The 17,800-nt window shown below is 69.7% G+C and carries 14 protein-coding genes; 4 read left to right on the plus strand and 10 right to left on the minus strand.

What is annotated here, in order from left to right:
* Positions 1–3 precede the first annotated feature (3 nt).
* Together AU196_RS10395 and AU196_RS10400 are read right to left on the minus strand one after the other, a co-directional pair.
* Positions 4–906 (minus strand): diacylglycerol kinase, encoded by a 903-nt coding sequence (locus AU196_RS10395; protein WP_059094994.1) that lies wholly within the window; start codon positions 904–906, stop codon positions 4–6.
* 19 nt (positions 907–925) lie between these two features.
* Complete coding sequence (locus AU196_RS10400; RefSeq protein WP_082695668.1) at positions 926–2,503, minus strand: FAD-binding oxidoreductase; 1,578 nt, start codon at positions 2,501–2,503, stop codon at positions 926–928.
* 59 nt (positions 2,504–2,562) lie between these two features.
* Here AU196_RS10400 and AU196_RS10405 point away from each other — a divergent pair, with 59 nt between their 5' ends.
* From AU196_RS10405 to AU196_RS10420, 4 genes are read left to right on the plus strand one after another with little or no spacing between them, the layout of a single operon-like run.
* A complete protein-coding gene (locus tag AU196_RS10405; protein ID WP_059094996.1) occupies positions 2,563–3,144 on the plus strand; it encodes a TetR/AcrR family transcriptional regulator in 582 nt (193 codons plus the stop codon).
* Positions 3,141–4,796, plus strand: coding sequence for a glycerol-3-phosphate dehydrogenase/oxidase (locus AU196_RS10410; RefSeq protein WP_059094997.1), 1,656 nt, complete (start codon positions 3,141–3,143; stop codon positions 4,794–4,796). The genes AU196_RS10405 and AU196_RS10410 overlap by 4 nt, the downstream gene beginning before the upstream one ends.
* A 29-nt stretch (positions 4,797–4,825) precedes the next feature.
* A complete protein-coding gene (locus AU196_RS10415; protein WP_059094998.1) occupies positions 4,826–6,646 on the plus strand; it encodes an amino acid permease in 1,821 nt (606 codons plus the stop codon).
* A complete protein-coding gene (locus AU196_RS10420; RefSeq protein WP_059094999.1) occupies positions 6,643–7,521 on the plus strand; it encodes a universal stress protein in 879 nt (292 codons plus the stop codon). The genes AU196_RS10415 and AU196_RS10420 overlap by 4 nt, the downstream gene beginning before the upstream one ends.
* 13 nt (positions 7,522–7,534) lie before the next feature.
* On the opposite strand, the gene AU196_RS10425 is transcribed toward AU196_RS10420, so the two are convergent.
* From AU196_RS10425 to aceE, 8 genes are all read right to left on the minus strand, one after another.
* Entirely contained in the window at positions 7,535–7,879 is a 345-nt protein-coding gene (locus AU196_RS10425; RefSeq protein ID WP_231737509.1) for a hemophore-related protein, read from the minus strand.
* Between the two features lie 193 nt (positions 7,880–8,072).
* Positions 8,073–9,494 carry an acyl-CoA carboxylase subunit beta gene (locus AU196_RS10430; RefSeq protein ID WP_059095001.1) on the minus strand — a complete coding sequence of 474 codons (1,422 nt, stop codon included), beginning with the start codon at positions 9,492–9,494 and terminating at the stop codon, positions 8,073–8,075.
* 60 nt (positions 9,495–9,554) lie between these two features.
* Positions 9,555–10,808: a 3-oxoacyl-ACP synthase KasB gene (kasB, locus tag AU196_RS10435; RefSeq protein WP_059095002.1), complete on the minus strand. Its 1,254-nt coding sequence runs from the start codon at positions 10,806–10,808 to the stop codon at positions 9,555–9,557.
* Positions 10,809–10,846: 38 nt separating this feature from the next.
* On the minus strand, positions 10,847–12,097 hold the full coding sequence (gene kasA / locus AU196_RS10440) for a 3-oxoacyl-ACP synthase KasA (RefSeq protein ID WP_059095003.1): 1,251 nt from the start codon (positions 12,095–12,097) through the stop codon (positions 10,847–10,849).
* Positions 12,094–12,387, minus strand: a complete 294-nt coding sequence (gene acpM / locus AU196_RS10445) for a meromycolate extension acyl carrier protein AcpM (RefSeq protein ID WP_059095064.1) — start codon at positions 12,385–12,387, stop codon at positions 12,094–12,096. Before acpM ends, kasA begins: the two co-directional genes overlap by 4 nt.
* An 88-nt stretch (positions 12,388–12,475) precedes the next feature.
* The gene (locus tag AU196_RS10450) at positions 12,476–13,390 is read right to left on the minus strand and encodes an ACP S-malonyltransferase (RefSeq protein ID WP_286141140.1); all 915 of its coding nucleotides are present in this window, start codon (positions 13,388–13,390) and stop codon (positions 12,476–12,478) included.
* Positions 13,391–13,537: 147 nt separating this feature from the next.
* Positions 13,538–14,824: a PucR family transcriptional regulator gene (locus AU196_RS10455; protein ID WP_059095005.1), complete on the minus strand. Its 1,287-nt coding sequence runs from the start codon at positions 14,822–14,824 to the stop codon at positions 13,538–13,540.
* A gap of 64 nt (positions 14,825–14,888) precedes the next feature.
* Entirely contained in the window at positions 14,889–17,678 is a 2,790-nt protein-coding gene (aceE, locus tag AU196_RS10460) for a pyruvate dehydrogenase (acetyl-transferring), homodimeric type (RefSeq protein WP_059095006.1), read from the minus strand.
* Between the last annotated feature and the right edge of the window lie 122 nt (positions 17,679–17,800).

Genomic DNA, 17,800 nt, shown 5'->3' on the forward strand with positions numbered 1-17,800 from the left:
GCGCTAGGGGGCGGGCACCAGAATCTGCAGGGCGCCCGGCACCGCCGACACCGTGACCGGCAGCGGGCAGGCGAGATCCCCGTCGGCGTAGGCGTTGATGCCCGGGCAGTCCACCTCGATGACGCGCGCGCGGGCGGTGGTCACGTCGTCGAGGTCGACGTGGGTGCCCTTGAAGACGGTCGGGAACAGCCGGACCAACCGGGTGCGCGATGCGGAGTGCACCATCGTGACGTCGAGCATTCCGTCGGCGTGGTCGGCGCCCGGGCAGATCAGCATTCCGCCGCCGTAACTGCGGGTGTTGCCGAACGCGGCGAGCGTGAGCTGGACGTCTCGTGCCGGTCCGCCGTCGAAGCGCAGCCGGAACGGCAGCAGCCGCAGCTTGGACAGTTCGGCGACCATCGCGACGTTGTAGCGCATCCGGCCGTGCGGCCAGCGCATCCGGTTGGTGCGGTCGCTCACCAGGGAGTCGAAGCCGGCCGCCATCACGGTGCCGAACCATTTGTGCCCGCCGGCCGCGTCGTCGATACGCCCGAGGTCCACGGTCTCGGTGTACCCGTCGGCGATCACGTCGGCCGCGGCCTCCGGATGCCCGGTCGGCAGGCGGTATTCGCGCGCATGGTCGTTACCGGTGCCCGCGGGAACGATCCCCAGCGGCACGTCGCCGTGCGCGAGCGCCTGCAGCGCCAGCGAGATGACGCCGTCCCCACCGACGACGACGAGCGCGTCGGTCCCGCCGGCCAGTGCCTCGTCGACCAGTCGCCGGGCGTGGGCGGCATCGGTGCCGACGATCGCGGTCACGTCGACCCCACGCTGCTGGAAGCGGGCGACGGCGCGTTCGGTGGCGTGCGGGGCGTTGCCGTGGCCCGACAGCGGATTGGTCAGCACGGTGACGTGGCCGATGGTCATCGTGGTCCTCGCGCGCGTGTCATGGGATCAGCTTGCCCGGGTTGAGGATTCCTGCCGGGTCGAGCGTCGCCTTGACCGCACGCAGGATCTCGACGCCGAGGTCGCCGACCTCGTCCCGCATCCACGGGCGGTGGTCGGCGCCGACCGCGTGGTGATGGGTGATGGTGCCGCCGGCGCGCACGATCGCCTCCGACGCGGCGGCTTTCGCCGCGCGCCACTGCTCGATCGGGTTGCCGCGTTGGGCGGCGACGACGGTGAAGTACAGCGACGCCCCGGTCGGGTAGACGTGGGAGATGTGGCAGAGCACCAGTGCCGCCGTGCCGGATTGGGCGAGCGCGGCAGTCAGCGCCTCGGTCACGGCGGTTTTGAGCGACGGGATGTTCGACCACGTGGTCGCGGTCTCGAGCGTCTCGCAGAGCGCCCCCGCGGACAGCAGCGAGTCGCGCAGGTAGGGCGCCCCGAACCGGCCGTGCTCCCAGGCCCGCGCGGGTTCCTCGCCCAGCGACGTGCCGCCGTGCCGTTCGAGGAGGGCTCGCGTCTCGGCGTGCCGGCTCTCGGTGTGTGCCGCCGTGCCCTCGAACACCGTGACCGCCAGGCATCCTCCGGTGATGGTCTGCTCGCCGATCGCCTCGGTGGTGGCGAGGTTGACGCCGGTCTCCGCCTCGTCGGACAGCCGGATCACGGTCGGCCCGCTGCCGGTCTGCGTCACCGCCCTCAACGCCGTTGCGCCGGTCTCGAAGTCGGGAAACGACCAGGCCTCGTGACGCGTCACCTCCGGGACGGGGTGCACCCGCACCCGCACACGGGTGATGACGCCGAGGACCCCCTCGGAACCGACGAGGAGCTGCCGCAGGTCGGGTCCGGCCGCCGACGCCGGTGCGCGGCCGACGTCGAGGATGCCGGCCGGGGTGACCGCGCGCAGCCCGCGGACCATGTCGTCGAAGCGGCCGTAGCCCGCCGAGTTCTGACCGGACGACCGGGTGGCGGCGAAACCGCCGATGGTCGCGTAGCAGAAGCTCTGAGGGAAGTGGCCGAGGGAGTAGCCGCGTTCGGCGAGCAACCGTTCGGCGTCCGGGCCGGTGACTCCCGCACCCAGTTCGGCCTCGCCCGACACCTCGTCGAGCCAGTGCAGCGCGTCGAGGCGGCGCAGGTCGAGCGACACCACCGCGGTGAAGTCGCCACGGACCGGGTCCAGCCCGCCCACCACGCTGGTGCCACCGCCGAACGGCACGACCGCGATGCGCCGCGCGCTGCAGTGCTCGAGAATCGCCGCGATCTCCTCGTCGTCCGCGGGCAGCAGCACCGCGTCGGGTGCGTCCTGGGCGCCGCGGTCGCGCCGGCGCAGCAGGTCGAGGGTGGATTTGCCGCCGGCGTGCAGCATCCTGCCGGTGTCGTCGACCAGGCAGTACGGCTCACCGACGATGCCGGTCAGCGCGGCGCGATCGTCATCGGACAGGGCCGACGGCCGGAGGGTCACCTCCTCCGCGGTGATCGGCGGGGTCCCCTCCGTGACGCCGAGCGCCTGTTCGAGCAGCGACCGGATGCCGTCGGACAGCGGTTTGGCGGCGGCCGGATCCCCCCAGGCGTCCCACTTCATCGGGGGGAGCAGGGCTGCTGGGTGCTCGGATCGGCCTGGCATGCGTTACAGTATTACACATGGTGTCAATCCGTAAGGACAGCTCGGCGTCGGTGGAGCAACGCATCCTCGACGCCGCCGCGGAGTGCGTCGTGGCCTATGGCGTCAACCGGGTGACGCTGGCGGAGATCGCCCGCCGGGCGCGAGTGAGCCGGCCGACCATCTACCGCCGCTGGCGGGACACCGACGCCGTCCTCGCCGCACTGCTCACCGCCCGGATCGCCGGGGTCCTCGACGCCGTCCCCGACGCGGGGGTCGGCCGCCAACCGCTGGTCGAGCGAATCGTGTTGGTGGGCAACCGGCTCCGCAACGACGAGATCGTGATGGCCGTCCTGCACAGCGCTCCGGAGCTCGCGATGGTGTACATCACCGAGAGGCTCGGCACCAGCCAGCAGATCCTCATCGACGCGCTGGCCGGTGAGCTCAAACTCGCCCAGGATGAGGGCAGCGTCCGGTCCGGGGAGCCCCGCCAGCTCGCCGCCATGTGCCTGCTGATCACCCAGTCGACCATCCAGTCCGCGCAGATGGTGGCCCCGATACTCGACGAGGATGCGCTGTCGCAGGAACTGGCGCGCTCGCTGAACGGATATCTGCGGCCATGACGTCGTCGAAGAGTTCCGCCCTCAACGCATCCCGCCGTCACACAGAACTGGCCGCCCTCGCCGACGGCGCACCGCTCGACCTCGTGGTGATCGGCGGCGGGATCACCGGGGCCGGGATCGCCCTGGACGCCGCGACCCGAGGCCTGACGGTGGCGCTGGTGGAGAAGCACGACCTGGCGTTCGGCACCAGCCGCTGGAGTTCCAAACTCGTCCACGGCGGGTTGCGCTACCTGGCCAGCGGCAACGTGGGCATCGCGCGGCGCAGCGCGGCCGAACGCGGAATCCTGATGACGCGCAACGCTCCTCACCTCGTCTCGGCGATGCCGCAACTCGTGCCGCTGCTGCCCGAGATGGCGGGCCCGGCGCGGGCGCTCGTGCGGGCCGGGTTCCTGGCGGGCGACGGTCTGCGCCGGCTCGCGGGCACGCCGTCGACGACCTTGCCGCGCTCGGGGCGGGTCAGCGCGCAGCGCGCCGTCGAACTGGTGCCCGCGGTGCGCCGTGACGGTCTGGCGGGGGCGTTCCTGGCCTACGACGGTCAGCTGATCGACGACGCGCGACTGGTGACCGCGGTGGCGCGCACCGCCGCCCAGCACGGCGCCCGCATCCTCACCCGGGTCGGCGCCTCCCACGCCACGGGGACCTCCGTCCGGCTCACCGATCAGGGCACCGGCGACTCGTTCGACGTGGCGGCCCGCGCGGTGGTCAACGCCGCGGGCGTGTGGGCCGCCGACGTCGACGAGACGCTCCGCCTCCGGCCCTCGCGCGGGACGCATCTGGTGTTCGACGCGGCGGCCTTCGGGCACCCGGTCGCCGCGCTGACCATTCCGATCCCGGGCGCGCTCAACCGGTTCGTCTTCGCGATGCCCGAACAACTCGGCCGGGTCTACCTCGGGCTCACCGACGAGGACGCACCCGGCCCGATACCCGATGTGCCACAACCGAGCCCGCAGGAGGTCACCTTCCTGCTCGACACCGTCAACACCGCGCTCGAGACGAGGCTGACCGAAGCCGATGTCCGGGGTGCGTACGCGGGGTTACGACCGCTCATCGACACCGCGCACGGGAGGAGCGAAAAAGGCACCGCGCACGCGAGGAGCGAAGAAGGCACCGCGCACGTGAGGAGCGAAAAAGGCACCGCGCACGCGAGGAGCGAAAAAGGGGGAGGCGGCGGAGCCACGGCCGACCTCTCGCGCGACCACGCGGTCACCGAATCCCCGTCCGGGGTGATCAGCGTGATCGGCGGCAAGCTCACCGAGTACCGCTACATGGCCGAGGACGTCCTCGACCGCGCGATCGCCCTGCGCGGGCTGACCGCCGGCCCGTGCCGCACCCGCAACCTGCCGTTGGTCGGCGCGCCGGCCAACCCGGTGTCGACGCTGCGCGCACCGGTCGACCTGCCGGGGTCGCTGGTCGCCCGCTACGGCGCCGAGGCGCCGCGCGTGATCGCCCAGGCCCGCTGCGACCGGCCCACCGCGCCCGTGGCCGACGGCATCGACGTCACCCGGGCCGAGTTCGAGTACGCGGTCACCCACGAGGGCGCGATGACCGTCGACGACATCCTCGACCGACGCACCCGCATCGGTCTCGTCGAAGCCGACCGGGACCGCGCAATGACCGCGGCCAGGGAGTTCGTCGACACACTCGTGGAGTGACCTGGGTCACATCTGGGTATCCGGCTCGGATGACAGCAGCACCCACCCTCAAAAAGGCGCTCAACCAGCGCCAACTGCGAATGATCGCGATCGGCGGCGTGATCGGCGCCGGCCTGTTCGTCGGTTCCGGTGTGGTGATAGCCGACACCGGTCCCGGCTCCTTCCTCACCTACGCGATGAGTGGCGTGCTCATCATCATGGTCATGCGGATGCTCGCCGAGATGGCGGTGGCCAACCCGTCGACGGGGTCGTTCGCCGACTACTCGCGCAACGCCCTCGGCAACTGGGCGGGCTTCTCCGTCGGTTGGCTCTACTGGTACTTCTGGGTGATCGTCGTCGGCTTCGAGGCCATCGCCGGCGCGAAGATCATCCAGTACTGGATCGACGTCCCGCTGTGGGCGTCCTCGCTGGTGTTCATGGTGCTGATGACCGCCACGAACCTGTTCTCGGTGAAGTCCTACGGCGAGTTCGAGTTCTGGTTCGCCGGCATCAAGGTCGCGGCGATCCTGGCCTTCATCGCGGTCGGCGCCCTGTTCGTGGTGGGGCTGTGGCCGGGTAAGGACGCCGACTTCTCCAACCTGACCGCCCACGGCGGCTTCATGCCGATGGGATTCGGGGTGATCACCGTCGGGATCGTGACGGTGATCTTCTCGATGGTCGGCGCCGAGATCGCGACGATCGCGGCCGCCGAGTCGTCGGATCCCGAACGGGCGGTGGCGAAGGCCGCGAACTCGGTGATCGTGCGCATCCTGCTGTTCTACGTGGGTTCCGCGCTGCTGCTGGTGACCATCCTGCCCTGGAACGACGAGGGCATCGCCGCGTCACCGTTCGTCGCGGCGTTCACCGAGATGGGCATCCCGTACGCCGACCACGTCATGAACGCCGTCGTGCTGACCGCCGTGCTGAGTTGCCTCAACTCCGGGATGTACACCGCGTCGCGGATGCTGTTCGTGCTCGCCGCCCGGCGCGAAGCGCCGCCGGCCCTGGTCCGGGTGACCCGCAGGGGAGTGCCGGCCAACGCCATCCTCGCCTCGTCGGTGGTCGGGTTCCTGTGCGTGATCGCCGCCGCGGTCTCGCCGGACACGATCTTCGCGTTCCTGCTCAACTCCAGCGGCGCGATCATCCTGTTCGTCTACCTGCTGATCGCCGTCTCCCAGATCGTGTTGCGCAGGCGCACACCGGATTCCGAACTGCGGGTGAAGATGTGGCTGTTCCCGGTGCTGTCGGTGCTCACCGCGCTCGGCATCGTCGCGATCCTCGTGCAGATGTTCATCGACGATGCACTGCGGTCCCAGCTGGTTCTGAGCCTGCTGTCCTGGGCGGTGGTGCTGGGGCTGTACTTCGCCAACCGGGGCTTCCTCAAGCGGAGGCACGCAGAGGCAGGCGTACCCGGCACCGGGAAGCCGCACCGCGTGCTGGTGCTGGCCAATCAGACCGTGAACTCCACCGAACTGCTCGACGAACTGCGCCGGATCGGCGCCGACCAGGAGACGCACTACCGGGTCGTGGTCCCGGTCAGCCCGATCGAAACCGGCGTGGCCGAGACGCACGGCCCGCTCGACGTCGAGGAGGCGACGCAGAAGGCCGCGTCCGACCGGCTCGACCACACGCTGAAGGTGTTGCGGGGGCACGACTTCACCGCCGACGGCGCACTCGGCGACCGCCGGCCGCTGCGGGCGCTGGCCGACGCGGTCGACGAGTTCGGACCCGATCAGATCGTCATCTCGACACTTCCCCCGGAGGCATCGGTGTGGCATCGCTTCGACGTCGTCGACCGGGCGCGCGCCCAGCACAAGGTGCCGGTGACCCACGTGATCGCCTCGAGCGTCGAGGCCACGGCCACGCCATGACGATCGTCGCCGGGTTCAGCGCCAGCCGCCAGGGCAGCGCACCGCTGCACCTCGCGGCGGAGATCGCCCGGTGCACCTGCGACCGCATCATCGCCGCGGCGATCGTCGAACGGCCGTGGCCGGCGCGGGGCGACCCGGTCGAACAGGAGTACCTGCGCTACGTCACCGCGGCGGCGCGCACCTCGCTGGAGCGGGTGGTCGGCGAGATGGGCGGCGACGTCGAGGTGTCGGTCGTCGTGCACAAGGCGACGTCGGTGCCGGAGGGTCTGACCGAACTCGCGACCCATCACCGCGCCGACGCCGTCGTCGTCGGCTCCTCGTCGTCGGGTCTGCTCGGCCGGGTGGCGTTGGGCAGCGTGACCGACCGCCTCGTGCACACCGCCGCGGTCGCGGTGGTGATCGCCCCCCGCGGTTATCCGTCGGGCCGCGGGCCGATCCGGCGGCTCACGGTCGCCTACGGCGGGCACGCCGACGCCGTCCGGCTGATCGAGACCGCCGCCGAACTCGCGGTGCGGTGGTCGGCGCGGCTGCGCATCGCGTCGTTCACCGTGCGGCCGGTGGCGGTGTTCAGCGGCTCGATCGAACCGTCGGCCGAGAGCCTGGTCGTCGAGCAGTGGTCCAAGCGGACCGCCGACGAGATCGTCGGTCAGCTCAACGAGATCCGCAACACCATCGCCGCGGACGACGTGGAGATTGTCGTCGGGGTCTCACACGACTGGCGCGAAGCGGTCGAGGACGTCGGCTGGGAACCGGGGGACCTGCTGCTTCTCGGCTCCGGCGCGGCCGGGCCGGCCGCACACGTGTTCCTCGGGTCCGCGGCCGCGAAGATCCTGCGGCACAGCCCCGTTCCGGTGATGATCGTGCCCAGGCGTTGACCGGCAGCGGATCTCAGGACGCCATCGCGTCGTAGAGCCGCGCGATGTCGGCCGGTGCGACGTCGACCTGGCACTGCTGCCGCAAGGTGCGCAACGGCTGCGCGATCCGTTGCAGGTCGGCCCACTCCTGGGGGTGCGCGACGAAGTACTGCCGGATGGAAGCCTCGCCCGCCGCGCCCTGACCGCCGGCGTTGGTGACGGCGTCGTTCGCGCCGGGATGGCTGCTCAGGTATTGGCCGGTCTGCGCGGAGACGGTGCCCAGCGTGTTGCTCAGCGTCGCCGCGGTGCACTGCGGCTGGGCGGCTGCCGTAGGCAGGGCGACGGTGGCGGCGGCCAGTCCCAGAAGCGCGCCGGTCACGACTGCGCCGCCGACTCCACGGCGCACTGCGATGCCAGATGTGTGCATGATTCGAACCCCTCGATCAGTGATCTCCTCCCCGACACCACTGGCCACGCTACGCCGAGCGCGCGGCCACTTCGGGCAGACGGAGAAATCCCCGGTACGCCGAACAGCGACCGGGGATCTCTTCAGGTGTTCGTGCGCGGAACGCCTACAGCGGGATGTTCTTGTGCCGACCACGGCGCGCGGGCGCCTCGGCCAGCGCCTGGGTCAGCTTGCTGCGGGTGTGCGCGGGGTCGATCTTCTCGTCCACCACGCCGATCTCGATCGCGGAATCGACACCGCCGGCGATCCGTTCGTGCTCGGCGGCGAGCTCCTCGTGCAGCGCCTCGCGATCCTCGGGCGCGGCGGCGGCCAGCTTCTTCTTGTGCAGGATCCCGACGGCGGCCTTGGCACCCATGACGGCGACCTCGGCGTCCGGCCAGGCGAAGACCTTGGTCGCGCCCAGCGAGCGCGAGTTCATCGCAATGTAGGCGCCGCCGTAGATCTTGCGGGTGACCAGCGTGACGCGCGGAACGGTGGCCTCACCGAACGCGTGCAGCAGCTTGGCGCCGCGGCGGACCACGCCGCCCCATTCCTGGTCGACGCCGGGTAGGTAGCCGGGCACGTCGACCACGACGACCAGCGGGATGCCGAACGCGTCGCACAACCGCACGAAACGTGCTGCCTTCTCGGCGCTTTCGGAGTTCAGGCAACCGCCGAGACGCAGCGGGTTGTTGGCCAGCACGCCGACGGTGCGCCCGGCCAGCCGGCCCAGGCCGACCACCATCGACGGCGCCCACTTGGCCTGGAACTCCTCGAACGGCACGCCGTCGTCGAGCAGCGCGGTGATCAGCGGGTGCACGTCGTAGGCGCGCCGCGCCGACTCCGGCAGCAGGGCCGCCAGATCGCTGTCCTGGGCCTCGGCCTTCGTGCGGTCGAAATGGCCCTGCTGGCTGAACAGTCCCACCAGGCGGCGGCCGCGCTCGTAGGCGTCGAGTTCGTCGGTGGCGACGATGTGGCAGACGCCGGACTTCTTGTGGTGGGCCTCGGGTCCGCCGAGCGACACCATGTCGACGTCCTCACCGGTGACACTGCGGACCACGTCGGGGCCGGTCACGAAGACCTTGCTGTCGGGTGCCATGACGATGACGTCGGTCAGGGCGGGGCCGTAGGCGGCGCCGCCCGCGGCGAAACCGACGACGACGGAGATCTGCGGGATGTACCCGGACGCGCGGATCATGGCCTCGAACACCAGACCGACGGCGTGCAGTGCCTTCACCCCCTCGGCGAGGCGGGCGCCACCGGAGTGCCAGATCCCGATGATCGGGCTCTGCTCCTCGATCGCGGTGTCGTAGGCGTCGACGATGTGGCGGCAGCCCTCGGTGCCCATGGCGCCACCCATCACGGTCCCGTCGGTGCAGAACGCGATGCTGCGCACACCGTTGACGGTGCCGGCGGCCGCGAGCACGCCCGAGCGGTCGCGCTCGTGCAGCAACTCGACGGTGCCGTCATCGAAGAACGTGCTCAGCCGCAGCAGCGGGTCACGCGGGTCGAGCGTCTCGCCGACCGCCTCGGGGGCCATGATCGTCATTCAAATCCTCCTAGTGCCCGTTCCGATGTCAGCTGACTGTCGGGATGCTGCTGTGCGTGCTCAGTACTTCCCGAAAGCGAGCGCGACGTTGTGCCCACCGAATCCGAACGAATTGTTGATCGCGTACTGGTAGTTACCGGGGCGCGGAGAGCCCGCGACGACGTCGAGGTCGATCTCCGGGTCCAGGTTCTTCAAATTGAGGGTCGGGGGGATGACGCCGTTCTTGAGCGCCAGCACCGTCAGGATCGACTCCACCGCGCCGACGGCGCCGACCGAGTGGCCGAGCGCCCCCTTCGGCGCGTAGACGGCCGGCTTGTGGCCGCCCATCGCGTTGTTGATCGCCTTGCCCTCGGCGACGTCACCGACACTGGTGCCGGTGGCGTGCGCGTTGACGTGGTCGATATCGGTCGGTTGCAGACCGGCCAGCTGGATGGCGCGGGTCATCGCCCACCCGGCCTGTTCACCGTTGGGGTCCGGCGCCACGATGTGGTAGCCGTCCGAGGTGACGCTCGCCCCCATGATGCGGGCGAGGATGTCCGCGCCGCGCGCCTTGGCGTGCTCCTCGGTCTCGATGACCAGGAGCGCGCCGCCCTCGCCGAAGACGAAGCCGTTGCGGTCCTTGTCGAACGGACGGCAGGCGCCCGCCGGATCGTCGTTGGTGGTCGACAGCACGATGCGCATCTGCGCGAACCCGGCGATCGGCACGGCCTCGATCCGGGTCTCGACCCCACCGCAGATCGCGATGTCGGCCTCGCCCAGCACGATGTTGCGCCAGGCCTGGGCGATGCCTTCCGAACCGGAGGCGCAGGCCGAGACCGGGGTGATGACCCCGGCCCGGGCCTTGCGCTCCAGACCCACCGCGGCGGCGGCCGCGTTGGGCATGTACATCTGCACGGCCAGTGGTGACACGGCCTTGAGGCCCTTGGCCCGCATCCCGTCGTAGCTGAACACGAGCTCCTCGGTGGAGCCCATGCCGGTGCCGATCGACACCATCAGCCGACGCGGGTCGACCTCGGGTGACCCGGCGTTCGCCCAGACCCGCCGGCCCAGCACCGTGGACATCTTCTGCAGGTAGGACAGCCGGCGCAGCTCGACGCGCGTCAGCTCACTGTCGAAATCCTCCAGCAGATGCCCGCCGATGCGCACCGGAAGGTCGTACTGCTCGACGAAGGGATCCTCGAGTGTGCGGATACCGCTCTGTCCGTCCAGAAGACGCTGCCAGGTGGTCTCCGCGTCGGTAGCCAGGGCGGTCGTCATGGCAACGCCAGTGACGACCACGTTGGGGAAGCCGTTCCCCGTAGCTAACCGTGCCATTCCTGCTCCGTTGATCTATCCGTTGGCTCAGCGCAACTTCAGTAACGCCCGAACGCCAAGGCCACATTGTGGCCGCCGAATCCGAACGAGTTGTTGATGGCGTACTGGTAGTCGCCATACCGTGGCTCGCCCGCGACGACATCGAGATCGATCTCAGGGTCCGGTGTCTCGTAGTTCAGTGTCGGCGGAATGACGCCGTCACGCAGCGCGAGCACCGTGAGGATCGATTCGAGCGCACCGACCGCACCGATGGAGTGGCCGAGCGCCGACTTCGGCGCGTACACCGCGGCGTGCTCCACACCGGCAACCCGCAGCGCGTTGGCCTCGGCCGTGTCACCGATCGGGGTGGCGGTGGCGTGCGCGTTGACGTGGGAGATGTCCTTGGGGGACAGGCCCGCCGTCTCCATCGCCCGCTTCATCGCGTGGCCGGCCCGCTGGCCGTCCGCCGCCGGAGCCACCATGTGGAACGCGTCGCTGGTGATGCCCGCGCCCATCAGCCGGGCCAGCGGCTTGGCGCCGCGGGCCAGGGCGTGCTCCTCGGTCTCGATGATCATCATCGCCCCGGCCTCGCCGAACACGAAGCCGTCGCGGTTCTTGTCGAACGGCCGCGACGCACCGGCGGGGTCGTCGTTGCGGGTCGACATGGCGCGCATCATCGAGAACGCCGCGATGGGCAGCGCCTCGATGCCGCCTTCCACGCCGCCGACGACGGCGAAGTCCGCGTCACCCATGACGACCTGGCGCCAGCCGTGGGCGATCGCCTCCGACCCGGACGAACACGCCGACACCGGGGTGATGACCCCGGCGCGGGCGCCCAGTTCCAGACCGGCGACGGCCGCCGCACCGTTGGGCATGATCATCTGCACAGCGAGCGGCGACACCTTGCGGGGGCCGCCCTCGTTCATCGCGTCGTAGGTCTCGACGATCTTCTCGCCGCCGCCCAGACCGGTGCCGATGATCACGGCGAACCGGTCCGGATCGACCTCCGGCTTACCTGCCGTCTCCCAGAGCCGGCCGGCGAGGAGCTTCGACATGCGCTGCACGTAGGACATGCGGCGCATGTCGATGCGGGTCATGTGATCGTCGACGTTGTCGACCAGATGACCGCCGATACGCACGGGCAGGTCCCACTTGGTGACGAATTCGTCTTCGAGAACACGGATGCCGCTCTCGCCAGCCAGCAGGCCCTTCCACGTGCTCTCGATGTCCGCGGCAAGTGACGTGGTGGCCTCGACGGCGGTCACCACGACGCTCGGGAAACCGCCGTTAGCAGTGGAAGGCCGGGTCACTGGGTGAACTTCTCGCGGAGCGCGGCGGCAGCCTCGGGGTTCTCTTCCTCGAGCTTCTGGATGTAGGCGACGACGTCACCGACGGTGCGCAGGCCGGCGAGGTCCTCGTCGGGGATCTTCACGCCGTACTTGTCCTCGGTCTGCACGGCGATCTCCACCATGGACAGCGAGTCGATGTCGAGGTCGTCGACGAACGACTTCTCCGGGGTGACCTCCGAGGGCTCGATACCGGTGACCTCTTCGATGATCTCGGCGAGACCGGCGATGATTTCTTCCTGACTTGCGGGCACGGTGGCTCCTTCTATATGTGTGGTGAACATGCCTCCGCGGAGCGGAGAACTCTTGAGATGACGATCGATATGTGGTTGTCCCGGCGGGCTACAGGGAGTTCAGTCCGTCCAGGTCAGCGGGGGATTTGACGGCGTGCGTCGGAACCCCCCGAAGTTCACGTTTGGCGATGCCGACGAGTGTGCCCGCGGGCGGGAATTCGACGATCGCGGCGTTCTCGGCGTTCTCGAAGCGCTGCCGCATCGTTGCGGTACAGAGATCCCAGCGCACCGGCCGGGTCAGCTGGGCGACCAGCTTGTCGATTGCGTCCGCAGCCGAGGCTACCGGCTGTCCGTCGGCGTTCGACAGCAGCGTCGCGGTCGGTTCGGCGGTGGCCACGGCGCGCGCGGCGGCCTCGTACCCCTCGAGCGCGGAGGCCATGTAGGCGGTGTGGAAGGCGCCGGCGGTCGCCAGCTTGCGGACCCGGGCCTTGGCCGGCGGATCCTCGGCGAGCTTGTCCAGGGCGGACACCGCACCGGCGGCCACGATCTGGCCGGCGGCGTTGCGGTTGGCCGGAACAAGGTCCAGCGCCTCGAGGCGGGCGAGTACCTCGGCCTCGTCGCCACCGAGGACGGCGGCCATCCCGGTGGGCTCCAGCGCGCAGGCCTTGGCCATCTCGGCGCCGCGGGTCGCGGCCAGCTTGATCGCATCGTCGGCGGAGATGACCCCGGCGATCGCGTAGGCGGCGATCTCACCGACGGAGTGACCGGCCACGACAGAATCGGCACCGAACAGGTCGCGCCGGGCCGCCTCCTCGTGGGCGAGCAGCGTCGCGGCCACCACCAGCGGCTGGGTCACCGCCGTGTCGGTGATCTCGTCGGCGTCGGCGGTCGTACCCAGCCGGGCCAGGTCGAGACCGCTGATCTCCGACCACGTGGCCAGGCGCTCCGCGGCGCCGGTCAACTGCAGCCACGGCTCGAGCATCCCGGGGGTCTGCGAGCCCTGGCCGGGCGCGAGCAGCGCGATCTGCGTATGCGATTGAGGCACGTCTCTAAGAGAACACTGTGAAGACGACTTTGCGCCGTGTAAGAGATTATGAACCTCGTCTTATGTTTTTGTAGCAAGTCCACAAATCGGCATGTGATGCGACTCCAGCGATACCGCGTCGCGACCTCAGCCGCTGCGGTACAGGTTCGCGCTGGCCGGTCGCACGGCCGGGACCTGCGCAGACTGCGTACTCGCGCGGGTGGACTGGGCCGCGTGCCGGTTCAGCCGGCCGACCGTGGAGGCCACCCGCAGAACGTACGCATCGCGGGGCAGGGTGGGGTCGCGACCGGTGAAGTCGGCGATCCGTTTCAGCCGGTAACGGACGGTATTTGGATGAACGAACAATTGACGGGCGCAGGCCTCGATCGCGCCACCCGCATCGAGGTAGGCGTCGAGGGTTTCGGCGAGGGCCGGACCGGCGTCGCCGAGCGGGCGCATCACCTCCGCCTCCAGTGCGGCGATGGCTGTCGCATCGCCGAGCAGGGCGCGTTCGGGCAGCAGTTCGCGCGCCGACACCGGTCGGGGCGCACCGCTCCAGCCCGCGACCGCGTTCATCCCCGCGATGGCTTCGGTCGCGGACAGGTGTGCGGCCGACAGGGTCGGCGCCGTCGGGCCGACGACGACCGGACCGTCGGCGAACACCGCGAGGATCTCCCTGAGGAAGCGGTCGGTGGGGGAGATGGGCCCCGAGACGATCGCGACCAGCCAGGTGCCGTGTACGTCGGACAGCGCGGCGCGGTCGTTGCGGGTCACCACGTCGCGCACGTCGTCGGAGGCGAGGTCGATGCGGTCGGGGTGGGGGAGCCCGACGATGACCGTGGCCGGCGCGGTGGCGTCCCAGTTGAGCGTGGCCGCCTGGGACTGCAGTTCCGGCCCGACGTCACCGCGGACCACCGCGTCGACGACGTTGGCCTCCATCCGGGTGTCCCACGCACCGCGTGCCTCCGCCGCGTCCGCGTAGGCCGAGGCCGCGGCGAACGCCAGGTCCCGGCTGTAACGCAGGATGCCCGCCGTCAGCGCCGTGACCTGTTCGTCGGAGCGAGCCAACAGCGGCACCGCCTCCTCGAAGAACTCCATCGTGGTGCGCACCATCTCGACCGTCTGGCGCAACGCGATGCGGCGGGTCAGGTCCTGGGGAACGACCTCGAACGCCTGCGCGGTGTAACTGACGTTGCTCTGCGGGTCGCGCATCCACTCGACGAAGTTGACCACCGCCGTCTGCACCACCAGCTGCACGCTGGCGCGCTGCGAGGCCTCCAGGCTCGCGAAGAACGGCAACCGGTCCTGCATGAAGGTCACCGCCTGCGTGGCCAGCGGGCCGGAGTACTGCTTCAACCGGCGTAGGACGGAGTCCGGCACGGTCTGCAGAACCTCGACCGTGGACGCCGGCGGCACGTACCGATTGTCGGGCATCCCTAAAAGCTACCCGGGTTTTCTGGCAGCAACCTCCAAGTCACTGATGCCGAGCGGGGCCGGGTCAGGCGACCCCGGGATCGGACGTCTGCTCCGGTGCGGCCAGCACGTCGTCGATCTCGTAGCGTTTGGCCGCCTCGACGGCCACCGAGATGTCGATGTTGCCGTCGCGGGCCAGGCCCTCGAGCACCGCCACCGCGATCGACTCGGCGTCGGTGTTGAAGTAGCGCCGCGCCGCGGGCCGGGTGTCGGAGAACCCGAACCCGTCGGTGCCCAGCGTGATGTAGGTGCCGGGCACCCACGGCCGGATCTGCTCGGGCACCGCCCGCATCCAGTCCGAGACCGCGACGACGGGTCCGGCCGCGTCGGCCAGGGCCTGGGTGACGTACGGGGTACCTGCCGGCTGGTCGGGATGGCGCAGCAGGTGCTTCTCGACCTGCACGCCGTCGCGGTTGAGCTCGTTCCAGCTGGTCACCGACCACACGTCGGCGGCCACGTCCCATTCCTCGGCCAGCATCTCGGCGGCCTTGAGGGCAGACGGCATGGCCACCCCGGACACGAGGATCTGCGCGGTGTTGGCCTTCTTCTCCGTCGCCGCGCGGTACCGGTAGATCCCGCGCAACAGCCCTTCGACGTCGACGTTCTCCGGTTCGGCGGGCTGGACGTACGGCTCGTTGTAGATCGTCAGGTAGAAGTAGACGTTCTCCGGGTTCTCCCCGTACATCCGGTGCAGGCCGGATTCGATGATGTAGGCGATCTCGTAGGCGAACGCCGGGTCGTACGCCACGACCGCGGGGTTGGTCGACGCCAGCAGCAACGAGTGGCCGTCGGCGTGCTGCAGCCCCTCGCCGACGAGCGTGGTCCGGCCGGCCGTCGCGCCCAGCACGAAGCCGCGGGTCATCTGGTCGGAGGCCGCCCAGAAGCTGTCGCCGGTGCGCTGGAACCCGAACATCGAATAGAAGATGTAGATCGGGATCATCGGCTCGTTGTGCGTGGCGTAGGACGTGCCCGCCGCGATGAACGTGCCGACCGAACCGGCCTCGTTGATGCCCTCGTGCAGGATCTGGCCGGCCTCGCTCTCCCGGTACGCCAGCATCAGCTCGGCGTCGACGGAGGTGTAGAGCTGCCCGTTGCGGTTGTAGATCTTGAGGTTCGGGAACCACGAGTCCATCCCGAAGGTGCGCGCCTCGTCGGGGATGATCGGCACGACGCGATGCCCGATGTTCTTGTCCCGCAAGATCTCCTTGAACGTGCGGACGGTCGCCATCGTGGTGGCGACCTCCTGCTTGCCCGAGCCCTTCTTCAGCGCCTTGTAGGCGTCGCTGCCGGGCAGGGTCAGAGCCTTGGACTTGGTGCGGCGCTCGGGCACGAAACCGCCGAGCGCGCGTCTGCGGTCGAGCATGTAGCGGATCTCCGGCGCCTCCGGACCCGGATGGTAGTAGGGCGGCAGGTAGGGGTTCTCCTCGAGCTGGGAGTCGCTGACCGGAATGCGCTGAACGTCGCGGAAGTCCTTGAGGTCCTGCAGCGCAAGCTTTTTCATCTGGTGGGTCGCGTTGCGTCCCTCGAAGTGCTTGCCCAGGGTGTAGCCCTTGATGGTCTTGGCGAGGATGACCGTCGGCTGACCCTTGTGCTCCATCGCCGCGCGGTAGGCGGCGTAGACCTTCCGGTAGTCGTGGCCGCCGCGCTTGAGATTCCAGATCTCGGCGTCGGACATGTTCTCCACCAGCTGCTTGGTGCGCGGGTCGCGGCCGAAGAAGTGGTCGCGGACGTAGCCGCCGTCGTTGGCCTTGTAGGTCTGGTAGTCCCCGTCGGGCGTGGTGTTCATCAGGTTGACCAGCGCGCCGTCGCGGTCGGCGTGCAGCAGCGCGTCCCACTCGCGGCCCCAGACCACCTTGATGACGTTCCACCCGGCCCCGCGGAAGAACGACTCCAGCTCCTGGATGATCTTGCCGTTGCCGCGCACCGGACCGTCCAGGCGCTGCAGGTTGCAGTTGATCACGAACGTCAGGTTGTCGAGCGCCTCGAGCGCGGCGACGTGCGCCAGGCCGCGACTCTCCGGCTCGTCCATCTCCCCGTCGCCGAGGAACGCCCACACGTGCTGGTCGGAGGTGTCCTTGATGCCGCGGTCGTGCAGGTAGTGGTTGAACCGGGCCTGGTAGATCGCGTTCATCGGGCCCAGGCCCATCGACACCGTGGGGAACTCCCAGAAGTCCGGCATCAGGCGCGGGTGCGGGTACGACGGGATACCGCCGCCGGGGTGGCTGTGCTCCTGGCGGAAGCCGTCGAGCTGGTCGGAGGTGAGCCGGCCCTCGAGGTAGGCGCGGGCATAGATGCCGGGGGAGGCGTGTCCCTGGATGAACACCTGATCACCGCCACCGGGGTGGCTCTTGCCGCGGAAGAAGTGGTTGAAGCCCACCTCGTACAGCGCGGCCGAGGACGCGTACGTCGAAATGTGGCCGCCCACACCGACTCCCGGACGCTGCGCGCGGTGCACCATGATCGCGGCGTTCCACCGGATCCAGGCCCGGTACCGGCGTTCGACGTCCTCGTCGCCGGGGAACCACGGCTCGAGCTCGGTCGGGATGGTGTTGACGTAGTCGGTCGATGTCAGCGCGGGAATGGCGACCCGCTGCTCACCCGAGCGTTCGAGCAGCCGCAACAGCATGTAGCGGGCTCGGGCCGGGCCGGACCGTTCGAGCAGCTGGTCGAACGATTCGAGCCACTCGCCGGTCTCATCCGGGTCGATGTCGGGCAGATACGATGCAACACCCTCACGGATCACCCGAACACGGTCGTGTTCGGCTGCGGTGGAGGAGTTTTGGGCCAGATCCTGGCGCACGAACTCGGTGGTCAACTTCCGCTCCTTGTCAGGCGGTATCGGTACGCCGCGACCGTGAGGGGTTTGTGACTCCGCACGTGCGCGACCACTCCATCCTTCCCCCATCGTGCCGCAACCGCACCGCTGGGGGCGGGTGG

Source organism: Mycobacterium sp. IS-1742, from assembly GCF_001500125.1.
GTDB lineage: Bacteria > Actinomycetota > Actinomycetes > Mycobacteriales > Mycobacteriaceae > Mycobacterium.

Bases quoted from the DNA above. Each gene is read 5' to 3' on its own strand.
- AU196_RS10405 (WP_059094996.1), top strand. From the start codon at position 2,563: ATGGTGTCAATCCGTAAGGACAGCTCGGCGTCGGTGGAGCAACGCATC.
- AU196_RS10420 (WP_059094999.1), top strand. From the start codon at position 6,643: ATGACGATCGTCGCCGGGTTCAGCGCCAGCCGCCAGGGCAGCGCACCG.
- AU196_RS10415 (WP_059094998.1), top strand. From the start codon at position 4,826: ATGACAGCAGCACCCACCCTCAAAAAGGCGCTCAACCAGCGCCAACTG.
- AU196_RS10410 (WP_059094997.1), top strand. From the start codon at position 3,141: ATGACGTCGTCGAAGAGTTCCGCCCTCAACGCATCCCGCCGTCACACA.
- AU196_RS10430 (WP_059095001.1), bottom strand. From the start codon at position 9,494: ATGACGATCATGGCCCCCGAGGCGGTCGGCGAGACGCTCGACCCGCGT.
- AU196_RS10395 (WP_059094994.1), bottom strand. From the start codon at position 906: ATGACCATCGGCCACGTCACCGTGCTGACCAATCCGCTGTCGGGCCAC.
- AU196_RS10455 (WP_059095005.1), bottom strand. From the start codon at position 14,824: ATGCCCGACAATCGGTACGTGCCGCCGGCGTCCACGGTCGAGGTTCTG.
- AU196_RS10400 (WP_082695668.1), bottom strand. From the start codon at position 2,503: ATGAAGTGGGACGCCTGGGGGGATCCGGCCGCCGCCAAACCGCTGTCC.
- kasB (WP_059095002.1), bottom strand. From the start codon at position 10,808: ATGGCACGGTTAGCTACGGGGAACGGCTTCCCCAACGTGGTCGTCACT.